The organism is Arthrobacter sp. AB6, assembly GCF_031844545.1.
Classification (GTDB): domain Bacteria; phylum Actinomycetota; class Actinomycetes; order Actinomycetales; family Micrococcaceae; genus Arthrobacter.
In genome coordinates this window covers 184,144-199,540 of record NZ_JAUZVL010000005.1, presented here as the reverse complement: position 1 = coordinate 199,540, position 15,397 = coordinate 184,144, and the positions used below count along the sequence as shown (strand labels likewise).

At 66.4% G+C, this 15,397-nt stretch carries 10 protein-coding genes; 9 read left to right on the top strand and 1 reads right to left on the bottom strand.

Annotated elements, in window-relative coordinates:
* The first annotated feature begins 62 nt into the window (after positions 1 to 62).
* The 4 genes from Q9R30_RS06180 to Q9R30_RS06165 are packed head-to-tail and all read left to right on the top strand — an operon-like array spanning position 63 to position 5,752.
* Positions 63 to 821, top strand: a complete 759-nt coding sequence (locus Q9R30_RS06180) for a 5-oxoprolinase subunit PxpA (RefSeq protein WP_311217067.1) — start codon at positions 63 to 65, stop codon at positions 819 to 821.
* A 58-nt stretch (positions 822 to 879) separates the two neighbouring features.
* The gene (locus tag Q9R30_RS06175) at positions 880 to 2,232 is read left to right on the top strand and encodes an MFS transporter (RefSeq protein WP_104996385.1); all 1,353 of its coding nucleotides are present in this window, start codon (positions 880 to 882) and stop codon (positions 2,230 to 2,232) included.
* Between the two features lie 15 nt (positions 2,233 to 2,247).
* On the top strand, positions 2,248 to 3,966 hold the full coding sequence (locus Q9R30_RS06170) for a 5-oxoprolinase/urea amidolyase family protein (RefSeq protein WP_311217066.1): 1,719 nt from the start codon (positions 2,248 to 2,250) through the stop codon (positions 3,964 to 3,966).
* Between the two features lie 7 nt (positions 3,967 to 3,973).
* The gene (locus Q9R30_RS06165) at positions 3,974 to 5,752 is read left to right on the top strand and encodes a biotin carboxylase N-terminal domain-containing protein (protein ID WP_311217065.1); all 1,779 of its coding nucleotides are present in this window, start codon (positions 3,974 to 3,976) and stop codon (positions 5,750 to 5,752) included.
* A 57-nt stretch (positions 5,753 to 5,809) separates the two neighbouring features.
* Here the strand turns inward: Q9R30_RS06165 and Q9R30_RS06160 are convergent, their stop codons facing one another.
* Positions 5,810 to 6,742: a LysR family transcriptional regulator gene (locus Q9R30_RS06160; protein WP_104996388.1), complete on the bottom strand. Its 933-nt coding sequence runs from the start codon at positions 6,740 to 6,742 to the stop codon at positions 5,810 to 5,812.
* Positions 6,743 to 6,901: 159 nt separating this feature from the next.
* On the opposite strand from Q9R30_RS06160, the gene Q9R30_RS06155 reads away from it, so the two are divergent.
* The 5 genes from Q9R30_RS06155 (at position 6,902) to Q9R30_RS06135 (ending at position 15,380) form a co-directional block, all read left to right on the top strand.
* Entirely contained in the window at positions 6,902 to 8,206 is a 1,305-nt protein-coding gene (locus Q9R30_RS06155; RefSeq protein WP_104996389.1) for an SRPBCC family protein, read from the top strand.
* The gene (locus Q9R30_RS06150) at positions 8,203 to 9,618 is read left to right on the top strand and encodes a ferredoxin reductase (RefSeq protein WP_311217064.1); all 1,416 of its coding nucleotides are present in this window, start codon (positions 8,203 to 8,205) and stop codon (positions 9,616 to 9,618) included. The genes Q9R30_RS06155 and Q9R30_RS06150 overlap by 4 nt, the downstream gene beginning before the upstream one ends.
* Before the next feature lie 255 nt (positions 9,619 to 9,873).
* Complete coding sequence (locus Q9R30_RS06145; protein ID WP_311217063.1) at positions 9,874 to 11,850, top strand: BCCT family transporter; 1,977 nt, start codon at positions 9,874 to 9,876, stop codon at positions 11,848 to 11,850.
* 9 nt (positions 11,851 to 11,859) lie between these two features.
* Positions 11,860 to 12,837 (top strand): formyltetrahydrofolate deformylase, encoded by a 978-nt coding sequence (purU, locus tag Q9R30_RS06140; RefSeq protein ID WP_104996391.1) that lies wholly within the window; start codon positions 11,860 to 11,862, stop codon positions 12,835 to 12,837.
* 35 nt (positions 12,838 to 12,872) lie between these two features.
* Entirely contained in the window at positions 12,873 to 15,380 is a 2,508-nt protein-coding gene (locus Q9R30_RS06135; protein WP_311217062.1) for an FAD-dependent oxidoreductase, read from the top strand.
* Positions 15,381 to 15,397 lie beyond the last annotated feature (17 nt).

The following is a 15,397-nucleotide window of genomic DNA, read 5'->3' as shown; positions in this document are numbered from 1 at the left end:
TTGAACAATCTGTAGATTTAGTGCATCCTAGTAGGGACCGCTCAATGAGATGGAGATCACAAGTGGCAAGCATCGACCTGAACAGCGACGTTGGCGAGTCGTTCGGACACTGGACGCTCGGTGACGATGCCGCCATGTTCCGTTCCGTCACCAGCGCAAACGTGGCCTGCGGATTCCACGCCGGCGATCCCAGCGTGATCCGCCGCACCTGCCGCGAAGCGGTTGCCGCCGGCGTAGCCATCGGTGCGCACGTCGGCTACCGGGACCTCGCCGGTTTCGGCCGCCGCTTCCTGGACATTCAGCCCAATGAACTGGCCGATGACGTGGTGTACCAGATCGGTGCGCTACAGGCGCTGGCCGCCGCCGAGGGAGCCCAGGTGCGTTACGTTAAGCCGCACGGCGGCCTTTACAACGCGATCATCCACCACACCGCCCAGGCCCGGGCCGTCGTCGACGCCGTGAAATCGGTTGACCCGGGCCTGCCGATCATGGGCCTTCCCGGTTCCAAAGTCCTGCGGCTTGCAGGGGAAGCGGGCCTGCGGGCGGTTCCAGAGGCGTTCGCGGACCGCGCGTACAACCCGGACGGAACGCTCGTCTCCCGGTCCCAGCCGGAAGCGGTCCTATCCGACCCCGCCGAAGTGGCGGAGCATGTATTGCGGATGGCCACCGAGGGGTCCGTCAGGACAATCGACGGTTCCATCCTGAATATCCGCGCGGAAAGCATCTGCGTGCACGGTGACTCGCCCGGGGCCGTAGCCATGGCCGCTGCAGTGAAGTCCGCTCTCAAGGACGCCGGTGTCAGCATCGGTTCGTTCCTCTAAACCCGTTCCCGGCCGTTCACCGGCCTCCGCACCACCCCCTCACCCCCGGAGGAAAAACATGACCAGCACCAACAAGGCAGCAAGGACCGCGGCAAGGAAGCCGCCGGCCGGCGCGCTCAAGGCCTACATCGCCAGCCTCACCGGCACCTCGCTCGAGTACTACGACTTTGCCATCTACTCCGTCGCCTCGGCGCTGGTGTTCCCCAAGATCTTCTTCCCCTCAAATGACGAGTTCGTTGGGCTGCTGCTGTCCTTCTCGGCTTTCGCGGTGGGGTACCTGGCCCGTCCCATCGGCGGCGTGATCTTCGGCCGCCTCGGCGACAAGATCGGCCGCAAGTACGTCCTCGTGTTCACCCTGGTACTGATCGGCGTCGCCACCGTCCTCATCGGTGCCCTGCCTGACTACTCGGTCATCGGCGTCGCAGCCCCCACCATCCTGGTGCTCCTGCGCCTGGCCCAGGGCATCGGCGTCGGCGGTGAATGGGGCGGAGCGGTGCTGCTGTCCAGCGAATTCGGCGATCCCAACAAGCGGGGCTTCTGGTCCTCGGCTGCGCAGATCGGCCCGCCGGCCGGCAACCTGATGGCCAACGGCGCCCTGGCTGTCCTGGCGGCCACGCTCAGCACCGAAGCCTTCCTCTCCTGGGGCTGGCGCGTAGCCTTCCTCGCCTCGGCCATCCTGGTGGTCTTCGGCCTCGTGATCCGCCTCAAGCTGGAGGAAACCCCTGTCTTCAAGGCCATCCAGGCCAAAGGCGACCGCCCCAAGGCCCCCATCAAGGAGGTTTTCACCACCGAACCCCGGGCCCTGGTTTCCGCAGCCCTCTCGCGCCTCTGCCCTGATGTCCTCTACGCGCTGTTCACCGTGTTCGTGGCCGTGTACGCCACCAAGGAACTGGGCATGACCACGGGCAACGTCCTGGCGGCCATCCTCATCGGATCCGCCTTCCAGCTCGTCCTGATCCCGGCCGCCGGCGCCCTCACCGACCGCCTCAACCGCCGATGGGTGTACGGCGTAGCTGCCGCGGCTACTGCCGCCTACATTCCGTTGTTCTTCCTGATGATCCAGGGCAAATCCGTAGTGATGCTGACCATCGGCGTGGTGATCGGCCTGGCCCTGCACGCCTTCATGTACGGCCCGCAGGCCGCCTTCATCACCGAGCAGTTCCCGGCCCGCCTGCGTTACGCCGGCAGCTCGCTGGCCTACACCCTGGCCGGTGTCATCGGCGGCGCAGTGGCCCCGCTGATCTTCACCGCCCTGTACGGCGCAGCAGCCGGCGGCTGGCACCTGATCGCCGGGTACATCCTGCTGACGGCCATCATCACCATTGTGGGCATGCGCCTGGGCCGCGACCCGCAGCCGGAAGCCGACCTCCGCCTGCTCCACAACGGCCACGCGCAGGAGAGCCACGCCTGACCGGCGCGGATTGCCATGGAAACAGTCACCAACCCCACCACCGCGCGCGTCCTCGCCGGCCGCGTGCTGTCCGTCAAGCCGGTGGGTACGACGGCGGTGCTCGCCGAACTCTCGGGGCTCCATGACGTGCTGGCGCTGCAGGCGCTCCTGCTGGAGCACCCGCTGCCCGGCCAGGTGGAGGTCCTCGCGGCCGCCGAAACCGTGATGGTCACGGCGGATTCGCCCCGGGCCGCACGGCGGATGCCGGCCCGGCTGCTGGAGCTGGACCTGGCGGTCCGAGCGCAGGCGGAGGGCAAGCTGGTGGTCATCGAGGCCGTGTACGACGGCGAGGACCTCGCCGACGTGGGACGGATCACCGGCCTCGGCGTTGAGGGAGTCGTGGCAGCCCACACGGGGCAGGTCTGGACCGTGGCCTTCGGGGGCTTCGCCCCTGGCTTTGGATACATGGTGGGGGAGAACCAGCTGCTGGAAGTCCCGCGCCGCAGCTCCCCGCGGACTGCGGTCCCCGCCGGATCCGTAGCCCTTGCCGGCAACTATTCCGCCGTCTACCCCCGGCAGTCCCCGGGCGGATGGCAGCTGATTGGCCGCACCGCCGCCCGGATGTGGGACCTGGCCCGCGAACAGCCCGCTTTGGCTGCCCCCGGAGACCGGGTGCAGTTCCGGGCGGTGCGGGAACTGGTAGAGCTTTCCGGCCCGCAGGCTGGTACAGCGGATCCGGAAGTGCCGGCCACCCGGGAGCAGGCCGTCCGCTCCGGACTGCGGATCCTGTCACCGGGGCTCCAAAGCCTGGTCCAGGACCTTGGCCGGCCCGGCTACGGCGGCCTCGGTGTCTCTGCTGCCGGTGCCCTGGACCGTTCCTCCCTGCGCCGCGCCAACCGCATCGTGGGCAACGAGCCGGCTGCCGCCGTGGTCGAAACCGTTGCCGGGGGCCTGCGCGTGCAGGCCGTGGGAGACCAGGTGCTTGCGGTCACCGGGGCGCCCTCGGCACTGACTGTTGCCACGCCGTCGGACGTTCCCGCCGGTTCCGATGCTGAAAATGCGGACGACGCCGACCGGCCGGAGCGCGTACGCGAGGTGCCCATGGCCACGGCATTTGCCCTGCTGGATGGCGAAATCCTGACCATCGGCGCACCCGAACGGGGCTTCCGCACCTACCTTGCCATCCGGGGCGGCGCGGACGCCGAAGCCGTGCTCGGCAGCCGGTCCACGGACACGATGTCCGGGATCGGGCCTGCGCCGCTGGCCCCGGAGCAACTGCTTGCCGCCGGAGCCGCCACGTCCTCCAACGTGGTGGGCAATCCTGAGGTGCAGCCCGACTTCCCGGACACGGGAGTGACGGTCCTGGATATCGTTCCCGGTCCGCGGGATGACTGGTTTGACGATGACGCGCTGGAATCGCTCTGCACCCAGGACTGGACGGTGACTCCGCGCTCCAACCGGGTGGGCATGCGCCTGGACGGTCAGCCGCTCAAACGGAGCCGGGACGGGGAACTGGCCAGCGAGGGGACCGTGTCCGGAGCCATCCAGGTCCCGCCGGAAGGGCAGCCCGTACTGTTCCTGGCGGACCACCCCATTACGGGAGGCTACCCCGTGATTGGCGTGGTGGTGGACCACCAGCTGGACATCGCCGCCCAGGTGCCCATCGGCGGCCGCATCAGGTTCCGCCGGGCCCCCGGATACGCCCGGCCCTTTGAACCGTCCAGCACTTCCCTCAACGTTTCCCGGAAAAAGTGAGCAGCACATGCGCAAGATCCTGATTGCCAACCGCGGAGAAATCGCCGTCCGCATCGCCCGCGCCTGCGAGGACGCCGGCCTGGAGTCCGTCGCCGTGTACGCGGACGTGGACGCCGACGCCCTGCACGTCGGCGCCGCCACGGAGGCCTACAGCCTCGGCGGCAACGCGCCGTCGGAAACCTACCTGGATATCCCCAAGCTGCTGGCTGTCGCCAGGGAGTCCGGAGCGGACGCCGTGCACCCGGGATACGTGTTCCTGTCCGAGAACGCCGACTTTGCCCAGGCCGTCCTGGACTCCGGCCTGACCTGGATCGGGCCGGCACCGCAGGCCATCCGGCTGCTCGGCAACAAGATCACCGCCCGCGAAATCGCCGTCCGGGCAGGTGCGCCTTTGGTGGCCGGCAGCGACGGACCGGTGGCCTCGGCTGGTGAGGCACGGGCCTTCGCAGAAGAACACGGCCTGCCCATCGCCATCAAGGCAGCCTTCGGCGGCGGCGGACGCGGGCTCAAAGTGGTCCGTGAAATGGACCAGATCGGGGAAGCCTTCGACTCGGCGGTCCGTGAAGCGGTGGTGGCCTTCGGCCGCGGCGAGTGCTTCGTGGAGCGGTACCTGGACCGGCCCCGGCATGTGGAAGCGCAGGTCCTGGCGGACCGGCACGGCAACGTGGTGGTGGTGGGAACGCGCGACTGCTCCCTCCAGCGCCGGCACCAGAAGCTGGTGGAGGAGGCCCCGGCGCCCTTCCTCACCGAACAGCAGACGCGCCAGATTTACGACGCCGCCAAGGCAGTCTGCCGCGAAGCCGGCTATACAGGGGCGGGGACGGTGGAGTTCCTGGTGGCCGCCGACGGCACGGTGGCGTTCCTCGAGGTGAACACGCGCCTGCAGGTGGAACACCCCATCACCGAGGAGACCACCGGGGTGGACCTGGTCCAGGAGCAGCTGCGGATCGCTGCCGGTGAGCCGCTGCGCCTCGCAGCCGATCCCGAACCCCGCGGGCACTCGTTCGAATTCCGGCTCAACGCCGAGGACGTGGGGCGGGGGTTCCTGCCCTCCCCTGGAACCATCACCACGTTCAGTGGCCCTACGGGCCCGGGCATCCGGCTGGACTCCGGAGTCCGCGCCGGCTCCATTGTTGCCCCGCAATTCGATTCGCTGCTGGCCAAGCTGGTCGTCACCGGCGCCGACCGTCAGCAGGCGCTCCGCCGGGCCCGCCGCGCCCTGGCGGAGATGGAGGTTACCGGCGTCGCAACCGTCCTGCCGTTCCACCGCGCCGTGGTCCAGGCGCCGGACTTCACCTCGGAAACCGGGCTCCGCATCCACACCCGGTGGATCGAAACGGACTTCGCGGGATCCATCCCGGCGGATCCGGAGTTCAGCACAACCGCTCCGGACGGTTCCCGGCGCACCATCACCGTCGATGTCGACGGCCGGCGCCTCGCCGTCGGTCTTCCCGCGGCCCTGCTGGACGGCTGGGCACGTTCCGGCGCGGGCCTGCCCGCAGGCGTTTCCCTGGCCGGGCACACTTGGAAGGGGGAGCACGACGGCAGCGCCGCGGCTCCCGCTGTGGACCCCGGTGAGCTGCGGGCGGACATGGCGGGAACGGTGGTGAAGTGGCTCGTGGAGCCGGGCGCCGAAGTGGCGGCGGGGGACCCCGTCGTCGTCCTTGAAGCCATGAAGATGGAAACCCAGGTTGCCGCCCACCGCGGCGGCACCGTCACGGAGATCCGGGCGGAAGCGGGCGGCGTAGTGGGTGCCGGGGCAGTCCTGGCGACGATCGCGGGTTAATCGAGGAACATACGCGGAACCGTGGGAGGCCAACCCGCGGCTGCGCTTTCGCAGCGCTCAGAGGTTCTCTTCGGGCCGGGCGGTGAGGATCCGATTGGCGTTGACCTGCAGGATGCCGAGCGACTCCTGGATCAAGGGTGAGGCGATGCTGCCCCTGCGCACCGCGGCGACAATGCGGCGCGTGGGTTTCGCCTGACCGGTGATGCGCAGCCGAACCACGTTTTCGGCACCATGCAAAGGCGCCAGCCGGGGCAGCAGGCCGACGCCCAGCCCCGCACCCACGAACGCGATGTGGGTTTCCCATTCAACGGCCTCATGGGCAATCCGCGGTGTCACCCCGAGCGCCGTGAACGCCGCGGTGAAGAGGGAATGGTAGGTGGAACCGGCGGCCTCCGTGATCCAAGGTTCCGATGCCAGCTCTTCAAGCGTCGCGCTTTGGCGTGATGCCAGCGGATGGTCACCGGGAATGATCACGTCCAGTGGATCGTCGAGCAGGACTCTCTGCTCAAAGCGCGGATCGTCCTCACCATAACTGTCGGACTGCATGGCGACAATGACTGCAAGGTCGATTCGTTCCGCAACCAACAAGTCGAAGCAGCGGGCCGGATCAGCCTCAAGAACCTGCACCTCCAGCAGGGGGCGTGTCGAGCGCAGGGTGGCGGCCAAAGGCGCGAGCAACTGGGCGGCTGCAGAGGAGAATCCGCCGAGGCCAAAGTGGGTCTGCACCTGGTCGCCGGCCTCCATGGCTGCGGCGCGCAGGCTCTCCCACTGGGCAATGAGGGGATCCGATCCCGCCACGAGGAAGCGTCCCGTGGCGGTAAGCCGGACGCCCCGGCCGTCTTTCGTCAGCAGCTGCATTCCAAGCACGCGCTGGAGCTCCCGCAATTGCGCGGAGACGGCAGACGGAGAATAGCCCGTGAGCTCCGCGGTCGCGCCGATGGTGCCGCAGCGGGCGAACACACGGAGTGTGGTGAGCCTCGGATCGATCATGCATCAATTCTGCATGGTTATCTTCAAAATCTTGCGCTTTTGTTGCAGTTGATGTGTCCCTAATCTCATCATTACAAGTTCTCCGACCATGCCGTTAGCACCCGCGCACCCGTGGTCAACACGCAACACCCACTACCCATGCCTCCCGGGAGGAAACCCATGACCGCTCCAGTGAACGTGCCCCTCAATTCACGCGGAAAACTCGCTGCATCATTGCCTGCCGAGCAGCTGGCAGAAATTACCGCGTTGTTCGAGTTCCGGCGCACCGGCTACTCCCTCGATGCACCCTTCTACACCGATCGCTCAATCTTCGCCATCGACATGGAGGCTATTTTCGGCCAGCACTGGATCTTTGCTGCCAGCACCGCCGAACTGCCGGAACCGGGCGACTACGTCACGGTCGACTACGGGCCTTACTCCCTGATTGTGCTGCGCAACGACGACGGCGGCGTGAACGTGCTGCACAACGTATGCCGCCACCGCGGCGCCCGCGTTCTGACCGAAGCTGCCGGCTCCACCGGAAACCTGGTATGCGGCTACCACTCCTGGACCTACTCCCCGGAGGGCAACTTGATCCATGCCTCGTCCCCGGGGGAGACGAAGTTCGACAAGAACTGCTTTGCCCTCAAGCGCGCCCACGGCCGCGAGGTCGCCGGACTTATCTTCGTCTGCATTGCGGATGAACCGCCGGCGGACTTTGACGAAACCGCAAAGATTTTCGAGCCCTACCTGGCGCCCCACGATCTCTCGAAGACGAAAATTGCCTACCAGCAGAACATCATCGAAGAGGGCAACTGGAAGCTCGTCATGGAGAACAACCGTGAGTGCTACCACTGTGACGGCCACCCTGAGCTCGCCTGCTCCCTCTTCCCCACCTGGGGCCTCACGGAGGGGCTGATCCCGACCCACCTTGAGGAAGTGTGGGACCGGAACAAGGAGGCCCAGTCCTCCCTTGAGGAGCGTTGCCGCCGCTACGGCCTTCCCTACGAGGTGGTGGAGCAGCTTGACACGCGCATCGCGGGAATCCGCATCTCACGGGAATCACTCGATGGAGAGGGGGAATCGTTCTCCGCGGACGGGCGCAGGCTTTCCAAGAAGCTGCTGGGTGACTTGCCCGACTTCCGCCTTGGCCGCTGCTCGATGCACCTGCAGCCCAACAGCTGGTTCCATTTCCTCGGAGACCACGTCATCACGTTCGGCGTCTTCCCCATCAACGAACACCAGAGCCTGGTACGCACCACCTGGCTGGTGGCTGACGACGCCGTGGAAGGCGTCGACTACGACCTGGAGAAGCTCACCTACACCTGGAAGCAGACGAACCTGCAGGACAAGGCGTTCGTGGAGCTGTGCCAGCAGGGAGCCGGCAGTCCCGCCTACGAGCCCGGGCCCTACATGAAGAGCGAATACCAGGTCGAGGCATTCATCAACTGGTACGTGCAGCGCGTGCAGGAGCACTTGGCGTGATTGAACTCCTCACTGAAACGGCAATCCAGGAACCACAGCGTATCCGCGGTCTTGAGATGCCGTGGAACAGGGTGATGGGAAGCACTGAGACACCCGCCCGGGCAGCCCGTGCACTGGGTCCATGGCATCCGCAGGAGTTCATGGCCGAATGCGTCGAGACCGTTCCCGAGGCCGGCGCCATGATGACCTTCGTGTTCCGCCGATGCGACGGTGCGCCCCTGGCGTTCCGTGCCGGCCAGTACGTGAACGTCGCATTTCCCGTGAATGGCGAGGACCAGGAACCGGTGGACCGCAGCTACTCGCTGTCCAGCTCGCCCACCGAGCCGTGGACCTTCAGCATTACCGTCAAGTGCGACCCCACGGGACTGGTTTCGCCCTGGGTGCACGAGAACGTCAAACCCGGCACCGTTCTTGAGATGCTGGGACCGGTGGGAGCATTCCACCTGCCCGACGCCGACCGGCGGGCACGGTATCTCTTGCTTGCTGCAGGGGCAGGCATCACTCCCATCATGTCCATGGTGCGGACCATCCACTCCCTGCCCGGACACGCCGATGTTGTGGTCCTCTACCACGGCTCGGATGCCGGAGGCTTCGCCTTCCACCGGGAATTGGCCTACATCGCCTCCGTGGACTCGCGGGTCAAGGTCTACTACTCCCTGGGTGACCGCAGCGTGCCGGAGGGGTGGGGAGGGCTGAGTGGAAGGCTGACGGCGGCCATGCTCGAGGAGGTGGCTCCCGACGCCAACGGCCGCCAGGTGTACGCATGTGGTCCCGAGGGTTACCTGAACACGGCCACGGAGCTCCTCAAGAAGGTCGGTGTCGACGACACTTCCATTTACATGGAGTTCTTCTCGGGAGACCGCCAGACGCTCCTTGAATACCAGGCGGAGGTGGCGCTTGCAGCCGACGTGGCGGAGGAAATCGCCGAGGAAATCGCCGAATCCGCCGAGGACTACTTTGAAAGCCAGCCCGCCGCATTCGGGCTCTACGAGCCTGGCTACGACGCTGGCGGGACACTGCAGGCCTCCGGCCTGCCGCTGGAAATCGCCCACCCGGACACGCCCGGCTCCGACCCCTCCGCCGACAGCCCGGGAGGGGAGCCGGAAGCCGGTTCCCCTGATGCCTCGAGCTTCGACACGGTGGGAACGGGCAGCCTCACCATGTCCTTCATGCGTACCGGCATCAATGTGCGGATCGACCCCACCGAGCGCATCCTCGAAGTGGCCCAGCGCGCGGGCGTCAGGATCGGCGCGAACTGCAAGGAAGGCATGTGCGGCTCCTGCAAGGTCGTCAAGCTGTCAGGGGAGGTCGAGATGAACCACCAGGGCGGGATCCGGGCGCGGGAAATCTCTGCAGGCAAGTTCCTGCCCTGCTGCTCCGTGGCCCAGACGGACCTGGTGATCGATGCCTAGCCCCTGTTCCGGCCCGCTGTCAAGGCGCAGCCGGAACCCCTGAAATAGGGCTTAAGACTTCACAAAAACCTTGACACGCGACTGTGATACAGGCCACGCTGTTGCTTATTACGAGACGTGTTGATCTTTACGGAACAACCGCCAGTCTAAGAAAGCTGACTCTGATTACCGAATGCCAGGAAGTTCAACCTTCCGTCCGGCCCGGGGACGCCGGAGTACAACGCCATCCCCTGAATTCAAACCAAAGGACTTGACATGGCTTTGAACAGCGACATCCGCCCGGATGCCCAACCCCCCCTTGAGCTGGAGGAGCCCACACTCGTTCCTGCACCGGAGCACGCTCTTTCCTCCCACGACTCCCACGACGCGGAGGACACCGAACAAATCATGCAGGAACTCCGCCAGACCAAGGCCGAACAGGCTGTGGCAGAACGGCGGAACCGTAGGCTTACCCTCGACAAGGCTACTTTCGGCATCACTGGTGTCCTCGCCCTTGCCTTTGTGGCCTGGGGCTTCCTGGGCCGGGACAGCCTGGCCGCCACCTCAACACTCGCCCTGGACTGGGTCATGGAGTACACCGGCTGGCTCTTTATGGTCCTGGCCTCGCTGTTCGTTGTTTTCGTCCTCTGGCTGGCCCTGGGCAAGTGGGGCAACATCCCCCTCGGCAAGGACGGCGAAAAGCCCGAGTTCCGCACCGTTTCATGGATCGCCATGATGTTCGCGGCCGGAATGGGCATCGGCCTGATGTTCTACGGTGTTGCCGAGCCGCTCTACCACTACATTTCGCCGCCGCCCGGCACCGTGGACGGACGGACCCCCGCAGCCATCCAGACGGCCATGGCCACCTCCATCTTCCACTGGACGCTGCACCCGTGGGCGATGTATGCGGTCGTTGGCATCGCCATGGCCTACGGCACATACCGCCTGGGCCGCCGGCAGCTGATCTCGGCAGCGTTCACGTCGCTGTTCGGCATCAGGACGGTGGAAGGCCCGGTGGGCAAGTTCATCAACATCCTGGCGATCTTTGCCACGCTGTTCGGCACGGCCGCTTCCCTGGGCCTCGGCGCACTCCAGATCGGCAGCGGACTGACGTCCAACGGGTGGATCGGCGAGATCGGCACACCTGTCCTGGTGGCCATCGTTGCCATCCTGACCGCCTGCTTCGTCGCCTCGGCAGTGTCCGGCATCAGCCGCGGCATCCAGTGGCTGTCCAACATCAACATGGTCCTCGCCGTGATCCTGGCGCTGATCGTCTTCGTGGCCGGGCCCACCCTGTTCATCCTCAACCTCATTCCAGCCGCAGTGGGCGACTACGCCAGGGACCTGGCCGAAATGTCCTCGCGGACCGAAGCAGTGGGGGACGAGGCGCTGCGCACCTGGATGTCCGGCTGGACCATCTTCTACTGGGCCTGGTGGGTTTCCTGGACGCCGTTCGTGGGCATGTTCATCGCCAGGATCAGCCGCGGCCGCACCATCCGGCAGTTCGTCACCGGCGTCCTGCTGGTTCCCAGCATCGTGAGCGTCATCTGGTTCGGGATCTTTGGCGGCTCGGCCTTCAAGGTCCAGGAAGAGGCGGACAAAGCGGGCACCCCGGGCCTGGTGTCCATGGCCAGCGGAACACCCTCCATCGACTTCGACGGAGCCCTGTTCGACCTGGTCCGGAACATGTCCATGCCTGCCTGGCTGACCGCGGCCGTTATTGTCCTCGCCATGGTCCTGGTGGCCATCTTCTTCATCACCGGTGCCGACTCGGCGTCGATCGTCATGGCGTGCCTGAGCTCCAACGGGTCCTCCGACCCGAAGCGCGGACTGGTCATCTTCTGGGGGCTGCTCACAGGCGCAGTAGCCGCCGTGATGATGCTGGCCGGCGGTGATGAGCCTTCGGAGGCGCTATCCGGCCTGCAACGCATCACCATCGTGGCCGCCCTGCCGTTCGTGCTGGTCATGCTGCTGCTCTGTTTCGCCCTGGTCAAGGACCTGCGGCGGGACCCGCTGTCCCTGCGGCGGCGGCTGGCCGACTCCGTAGTGGAGCGCGCCATCCGTACCGGGGTAGACCAACATGGCGGCGTCCAGTTCGACCTCGTCACCAAGCATGAATGCGGCGAACGCTGCCCGGACGGCACCTGCCGGGGAGACAGTCCGGGCAGTGATGCAACCAGCAGCGATTCCCCGAAAGCCGGCACCGCCGCCGGCGAACCCGTCGACGCCATTAAACCGGCACCCACACTTTAGGAGCACACCATGACCATCGTTATCGAGAACATCCCGTCAGTCAGCGCCACTGCTGGCGCCCCCGCCGGCAGTACCGCCGCAGCCGCCGCTGCAACGGCGGGCCCCACCACGCGCCAGGCCCAGTTCGTCCTTACCCTGTCCTGCCCGGAGCAGCCCGGCATCGTCCGGGCAGTCACGGCCTTCCTGGCGGACCGCGGCTTCGACATCGTGGAGCACCAGCAGTTCGACGACCACGTCAGCGGCAAGCTCTACCTCCGCACGGCCTTCACTCTTGGCTCCGACATCCACCAGGAGAACGGGCTCAACCACCAGGACGTGGAAAGCCTCAGCTCGGCCTTTGCGCCCATCGCCGGGGAGTTCGCCATGGACTTCACCATCAACGACGGACGGCCGCAGCGGCTGCTGGTGATGGTCTCGAAGTTCGGCCACTGCCTTAACGACCTCATCTTCCGGTGGCAGGCCGGGAGCCTTGGTGCGGAGATCGCCGTCGTGGTTTCCAACCATGAGGACCTGCGTCCCATGGCGGAAGCCGCCGGGCTGCCCTTCATCCACGTCCCGGTGACGTCGGCCACCAAGCCCGAAGCCGAGGCCCGGCTCCTGGAACTGGTGGCCGAGTACAACGCGGACCTGGTGGTCCTGGCCCGCTACATGCAGGTCCTGTCCAACGATCTGTGCGAGAGCCTCCGTGGCCGCGCCATTAACATCCACCATTCCTTCCTCCCCGGCTTCAAGGGCGCCAAGCCGTACCACCAGGCCTATGACCGCGGCGTGAAGCTCGTCGGGGCCACCGCCCACTACGTGACGGCAGACCTGGATGAGGGACCCATCATCGAGCAGGAGGTGTTCCGGGTGGACCACAGCCTCGACGCGGACGCCCTGGTGACCGTGGGCCGTGACGCCGAAACACAGGCGCTGGCCCGTGCCGTCAAATGGCACTGCCAGCACCGGGTCCTGCTCAACAACACCCGCACCGTCGTCTTCCGCTAACGCCAACGCCCGCAAGTTAAACAGGAGAACTACTTATGAGCGCATCACCACGCGTTGTCATTATCGGCGCCGGCATTGTCGGAACCAACCTTGCCGACGAACTCGCCACCCGCGGCTGGACCAACATCACGGTGGTGGAACAGGGCCCGCTGGAACTTGCCGGCGGCTCCACGTCTCACGCTCCGGGCCTGGTGTTCCAGAACAACCCGTCACGGACCATGACCGAATTCGCCACCTACACGGTGAACAAGCTGCTGGCCCTGAGCAAAGACGGCCAGTCCTGCTTCAATCAGGTGGGCGGCCTGGAACTGGCAACCACCCCCGAGCGCCTGGCCGACCTCAAACGCAAGATGGGCGTCATGACTTCCTGGGGCGTCGAAAGCCGGATTGTCGACGCCGACGAATGCGAAAAGATCTACCCCCTCCTGAACACCGGCAAGCTCACCGGCGGCCGCGAAGTCCTGGGCGGCCTGCTCATCCCCACCGACGGCCTGGCCCTGGCCGCCCGTGCGGTGCAGCTGCTGATCGAGCGCTGCAGCGAGCGTGGCGTGAACTTCCTCGGCTCCACTACGGTGACCGGCATCGCCCAGGAGGGCGGCAAGGTGACCGGGGTCGAGACCGGCAACGGATTGATCCCGGCGGACATCGTGGTGTCCTGCGCAGGTTTCTGGGGCCGTGAACTCGGAAAGATGGTGGGGCTGGAAGTCCCGCTGCTGCCGCTGGCCCACCAGTACGCCATCAGCGAGCCGCTGCCCGAACTTGAGGGCGTCAACGAGCTCCCCAAGGGTGCCAGCAAGCCAATCCTGCGCTACCAGGACAAGGACCTGTACTACCGCGAATGGGGCGACCGCATCGGCATCGGCAGCTACGCCCACCGCCCCATGCCGGTGGACATGTCCGCCCTGCCGAAGGTCTCCGCAGAGGAGATGTCGGACCACCGCATGCCCTCCCGCCTGGAGTTCACCCTGGAAGACTTCCTGCCCGCGTGGGAGGACAGCCAGGACCTGCTGCCGGCACTGCGCAGCTCCGCGATCCAGGACGGCTTCAACGGCATCTTCTCCTTCACTCCGGACGGCGGCCCGCTCATGGGTGAGGCGCCTGAGCTTTCCGGCTTCTTCGTGGCCGAGGCTGTGTGGGTGACGCACTCCGCAGGTGTGGCCAAGGCGATGGCGGAGCTGCTGGTGGACGGCCACCCCCAGACGGACCTGCACGGCTGCGAGCTCACCCGCTTCGAGAAGGTGCAGACCTCCGATGCATACGTCAGCGAGACATCCCAGCAGAACTTTGTAGAGATCTACGACATCCTGCACCCGCTCCAGCCCAAGGAATCTCCAAGGGACCTGCGCGTGAGCCCGTTCAACGTCCGCCAGAAGGAACTGGGAGCGTTCTTCCTGGAGTCCGCCGGCTGGGAGCGGCCGCACTGGTTCGAGGCCAACCGCGGCCTGCTTGAGGAGCTGCCGGCCGAGTGGCAGGCGCCGGAGCGCGACCCCTGGTCCGCTATGTTCTCCTCCCCCATCTCCGCCGCCGAGGCGTGGAAGACGCGTACCGCCGTCGCACTTTTCGACATGACGCCGCTGAAGCGGCTGTCCGTGGTGGGCCCGGGCGCGCAGGCGCTGCTGCACCGGCTCAGCACGGGCAACATTGCCAAGAAGCCGGGTGCCGTGACCTACTGCCTGCTGCTGGAGCACGACGGCGGCATCCGCAGTGACGTGACGGTCGCACGGCTGGCGGAGGAGGACTTCCAGCTGGGTGTCAACAGCAACGTGGACTTCGACTACCTCCGGGTGGAGGCCCGGAAGCAGTCCGCTGCCGACCCAAGCCAGTGGGTGCATGTCTCCGACATCACCGGCAGCACCTGCTGCATCGGGCTGTGGGGCCCGCTGGCACGCGAAGTGATCGGCAAGGTCAGCTCGGACGACCTCACCAACGAGGGCCTGAAGTACTTCCGGACCAAGGAAATCTCCGTGGGCGGCATCCCGGTCACCGCCATGCGCCTCTCCTACGTGGGTGAGCTCGGCTGGGAGCTCTACACGACTGCCGAGTACGGGCTGAAGCTCTGGGACCTGCTATTCGAGGCGGGCCAGGAGCACGGCATCATCGCCGCCGGCCGCGGCGCGTTCAACAGCATGCGGCTCGAGAAGGGCTACCGGCTGTGGGGCACGGACATGACGTCCGAGCACCACCCGTACGAGTCCGGGCTGGGCTTCTCGGTGGCCAAGGACAAGACCGGTTTCGTGGGTTGTGACGCCCTTGCGGCACGCAAGGAGCAGCCGGCCACGCGTGCGCTGCGCTGCCTGACGGTCGACGACGGCACGTCCATCGTGCTGGGCAAGGAACCGGTGTACGTGGCCGGTTCTGCTGCCGGGTACGTGACGAGCGCCGCCTACGGCTACTCCGTCCACAAGCCGATCGCCTACGCCTGGCTGCCCGCCTCGGTGTCCGTCGGTGATTCGGTGGAGATTGAGTACTTCGGGAAGCGCATTGCTGCCACCGTCACCCCCGAGCCGCTCTTCGACCCGGGCATGGAGCGCCTCCGCGGCTAGTCCGGAACCTGGATTGA

Excerpts from the sequence above, each read along its gene's own strand:
- Q9R30_RS06145 (WP_311217063.1), top strand. The coding sequence starts at position 9,874 with ATGGCTTTGAACAGCGACATCCGCCCGGATGCCCAACCCCCCCTTGAG.
- Q9R30_RS06160 (WP_104996388.1), bottom strand. The coding sequence starts at position 6,742 with ATGATCGATCCGAGGCTCACCACACTCCGTGTGTTCGCCCGCTGCGGC.
- Q9R30_RS06170 (WP_311217066.1), top strand. The coding sequence starts at position 2,248 with ATGGAAACAGTCACCAACCCCACCACCGCGCGCGTCCTCGCCGGCCGC.
- Q9R30_RS06155 (WP_104996389.1), top strand. The coding sequence starts at position 6,902 with ATGACCGCTCCAGTGAACGTGCCCCTCAATTCACGCGGAAAACTCGCT.
- Q9R30_RS06135 (WP_311217062.1), top strand. The coding sequence starts at position 12,873 with ATGAGCGCATCACCACGCGTTGTCATTATCGGCGCCGGCATTGTCGGA.
- Q9R30_RS06165 (WP_311217065.1), top strand. The coding sequence starts at position 3,974 with ATGCGCAAGATCCTGATTGCCAACCGCGGAGAAATCGCCGTCCGCATC.
- Q9R30_RS06175 (WP_104996385.1), top strand. The coding sequence starts at position 880 with ATGACCAGCACCAACAAGGCAGCAAGGACCGCGGCAAGGAAGCCGCCG.
- purU (WP_104996391.1), top strand. The coding sequence starts at position 11,860 with ATGACCATCGTTATCGAGAACATCCCGTCAGTCAGCGCCACTGCTGGC.